The following is a 3,445-nucleotide window of genomic DNA, read 5'->3' as shown; positions in this document are numbered from 1 at the left end:
TATTGCTCGTATTTATTCTCGTTCTCCCTGGAGCATTGTTCTCTTCTGTTGTCAAAGCCTATAACTTCCCTGTTTCCTCAAAAGCTTCTGTGATAATTGCCCCTGGAGGGTATTGCGCAGTAGAAAGACAACTTCTTGGTGGCTAACGTTGCAGAAGATTTTTCTTTTAATACTGATCCTTGGTTTACTAGCGCTGATAACTGAGGGTCAACCTTCAGGAGTATCTGAGGGGGCCATGCTACAGTACGGTCTTGTAGTCCATAATTCAAGCGATTTTACAAGTGGTAGAACACCCCTAGTACAACTCGCCCGCGAGAGATACGAGGCTGTCGGTCTACCCTTGGGCAGGATCGTGTTTGATATAAGCATGTATAAGGTGGGGGTAGTCCCTGGACAGGAGAATATCACCTCTCATTTGACGGAAAGTTGGGAGGTCCCAATAGAGTTTTGTAGTACTGATAAGGTCGAGGTCGTTGTGCGCGTCTTGTCGTCCACGACGAGAAGTTACTTGATCAACTATACTGTCGTTTTCTACAACTTCACCGCCGTGATAAGGGAAAATAATTCTAAGGGGTTTATAGAGTTCCTGGGTGAGCCCGACGGTAAGAGGAACGAATACCTGGTGTGGACGAAAAAGGTGTTCTCAACCTCTAGGATCCTGTTAGTAGACGGCTCGACGGGGGACACTGTAGACCCTATAGGCCGGCTCTCTCTCGGAGACTGGATCTTCTGGCTCACACCCTACGACCTGAGTATAGGCAAGTCCTTCATCCTGGCCGGGATCAATTATGGTGTGCCGGCTTATGGCCCTAATGTTACGGGCTTCGTAGGCTATCTTCTCTTATTCAACGCCTCTATTCCTGGGCCTAGGGACTATAACGTGAGCGGGGTCAGGATTGAGCGCGCAAGGACTGCTATAGCTTTCAGTTACCCTGTTTTAGACGTATATGTGAAAGAGTTGAGAGCAGGTAAGGTTAGCGATGAGGCAAGGAGGGTCTTGCAGAGGTTCGGCTGTGTTGTAAAGGAGTACCTCAACTCGACTGTAGAGACGAACTGTACTCTCTTCTATGATCTGGTTTCTAAGCTTAAAAGTCATAAGGCGTGGAGGGTGGATCTGGTGCGTGTTCAGACGGATCCAAACATGATTAGATTTGTGCCCGTGATAGGCTACGACAACGTGAAACTGATGCTATTTCCTATAGACTCCTTCCTTTTCGTATACGACTTAAAGGCAGGTATCCTGTTGGAGGCCTCACATGACTCTTCTCTGCTCCCGGTGATGGGCTATGCTCCTTCTTACCTCTCTTCCTACCTGGCTGTAAATGGATATATTCCAGTCTTCCGATCCCTTTCGGGAGTCTTAGACTTAAGGCTGACAGACACGAATGTTCCTTTGAAAGCAACAAGCCTTGGCTCTACTGGGAGTATCGGGTCTGACGCCGCCTATCTCTTTACGTTAACTCTTACAGCTCTTATCCTGCTCTACTATTTTTCTGTTAAGGCGAGGAGGTGATTGGAATGAGGGGTGCCTTGCTTCTCGCGTTTGCGCTTTTACCCCTGATTATTCCACTCATATTCCTTAACAGGGTGTACAACCCATCGGTCGAGGAGACTACTCTTAGATCGGGCGGGATATACTCAACCCATCCCGTATTTACAACGGAGGTTGATACACGGAGTTTCCTGCTCCTAAACGTCAATGATACTGTGTTGTTGCATGTCGAGCCCAGGGGATGCAACATAACGGGCTACAACCTAACCTTTGTGCACTTGTCTACTGGTGAACGATATGGCGTTGAAGTGGAGGGAGGACATGCCAGGTGCTGTCCGCTGTTCACGGCCCCCAAAGAAGGAGTTTACCTGCTCTATGCCAGGTTGCACGTCATGGGTAAGGGTGAGTGCATGATAATTACAGAGGGGCGGGTAACGTCAGGGGATAGGAGTGGGTACGGCAAGCTGTATGGGTTTGAAGCGGTTATCGGGTTGATGGTTTTTTCCGCAGGTGGTTACCTTGCGTTTAGGGAGCTTAGGACGATGGCTTAAGAGTTTGGGATGGTATCTCTCTTTCAGCGAGGCTTACCTGAGCTCGATACTTATGCTGCTAGTGTACTTGTATGTGATCGACAGGTTTAAGCTCGCCTGGGAGGTCGCCCCGTCTTACAGTGTGGCGGACGCGATGCTCCTCGTGTTTAAGTATTCTGCGAGCCGGGTTGAACCTGTTCTTGTATCTCTGCACGCGGTCACCCTTGTTTCTATATTGTTTTGTTATGCCAGAGAGGAGGGCTATGACTACGCGGGCTTCCTCATTGGTCTTACAACTTCCCGGATATATTCCTTGAAGCTAGCCTCCTACCTAGTCCTCGCCTCGGGGCCGGTCGTGCTCGCGAAGACAATATATGCTTTGTCTCGTGACGCTGGGCTAGTTCTAGGGAATCTTGGCCTCTTCCTCCTCGTACTGGGTAAAATATGGGTGAACCTTCTCATCTTCCAGCTATACTTGTTCTTGTTCTACTCAGCTCTCGCCTACGCTGTGCCGCGCTCTGTCTATTATCTCCTGCTAGCATCTGTGGAGCTGTACGCTCTTGAAACTCCGATGGGCGGTCCTCTACAAGTATACCCGTTGTACCATAAACTAGTGGTTTCCGCAGGTGATGCTCTAACAGTAGCTCTCGGCTACCCCAGTATCTTCATCACAGCAGTTGCGGCGGGCGTCCTGGCAGGATATGCCTACGTAGTGAGGGGGGAGGTCAAGTGGAGGTAGTGGAGGCTGTTGGCCTGGGAAAGAGGTTCGGGCTGGATTGGGGTTTGAGAAACGTTACTCTTAGCTTGAGTGAGGGTCTCCACGTCCTCATGGGACCTAATGGCTCGGGCAAGACCACGTTCCTCAAGCTTGTGGTAGGACTACTCAGGCCTACGACGGGTTACGTTAAGGTCTTCGGACTTGATCCGCGTAAGGATTTTAGTCTGCTCTCAAAGAAGGTTTCCTTCATGTTTGAGGGCCTGCCTCTCCCCTGGTGGATGTCGGGTGAAGAATTCGCGGAACTAGTATTCAGTACTCGTGAGTCGTCACCAATGGCTGCAGAACTCGCTTCATCGCTGGCTGTGAAGGCATACTGGCGCAAACTCCCCCTGGCATACTCTAGCGGGATGAAGAAAAGGCTTCAACTCACCATAGCGTTAGGCTGCGAGGCGGAGCTCTACGTGCTGGACGAGCCCTTCACGCTACTAGACAGTGCATCCCTAAGCAAAGTGCTAAGTGCTGTCCGGGAGCTAAGCTTAAAAGGAAAAACGCTGCTGGTGGCAACACACTTTTTGCCGGAGGGCTTCATGGATATGGCTTCCAGCATCATCAAATTTCACAACGGGATGATTGTAGAGTTTCAAAGACTGGAGGCCACCTAGTAGCCTCCTATACCAGCCAAAGCATGTGAAGTAAACTAGGATA

At 49.9% G+C, this 3,445-nt stretch carries 4 protein-coding genes; all 4 read left to right on the top strand.

Annotated elements, in window-relative coordinates; genetic code table 11:
- Window positions 1-148: 148 nt before the first annotated feature.
- From ACP5KC_RS09505 to ACP5KC_RS09490, 4 genes are read left to right on the top strand one after another with little or no spacing between them, the layout of a single operon-like run.
- Window positions 149-1,513 carry a hypothetical protein gene (locus ACP5KC_RS09505; protein ID WP_273433416.1) on the top strand — a complete coding sequence of 455 codons (1,365 nt, stop codon included), beginning with the start codon at window positions 149-151 and terminating at the stop codon, window positions 1,511-1,513.
- Between the two features lie 5 nt (window positions 1,514-1,518).
- Window positions 1,519-2,043: a hypothetical protein gene (locus ACP5KC_RS09500; protein WP_428287399.1), complete on the top strand. Its 525-nt coding sequence runs from the start codon at window positions 1,519-1,521 to the stop codon at window positions 2,041-2,043.
- Window positions 2,012-2,761, top strand: coding sequence for a hypothetical protein (locus tag ACP5KC_RS09495; protein ID WP_273433419.1), 750 nt, complete (start codon window positions 2,012-2,014; stop codon window positions 2,759-2,761). The genes ACP5KC_RS09500 and ACP5KC_RS09495 overlap by 32 nt, the downstream gene beginning before the upstream one ends.
- Window positions 2,752-3,402 (top strand): ATP-binding cassette domain-containing protein, encoded by a 651-nt coding sequence (locus ACP5KC_RS09490; RefSeq protein ID WP_052883889.1) that lies wholly within the window; start codon window positions 2,752-2,754, stop codon window positions 3,400-3,402. Before ACP5KC_RS09495 ends, ACP5KC_RS09490 begins: the two co-directional genes overlap by 10 nt.
- Window positions 3,403-3,445 lie beyond the last annotated feature (43 nt).

The organism is Infirmifilum sp., assembly GCF_049970975.1.
GTDB lineage: Archaea > Thermoproteota > Thermoprotei > Thermofilales > Thermofilaceae > Thermofilum > Thermofilum uzonense.
This window is presented reverse-complemented; position numbering and strand designations above follow the sequence as displayed.

Bases quoted from the DNA above. Each gene is read 5' to 3' on its own strand.
- ACP5KC_RS09500 (WP_428287399.1), top strand. From the start codon at position 1,519: ATGAGGGGTGCCTTGCTTCTCGCGTTTGCGCTTTTACCCCTGATTATT.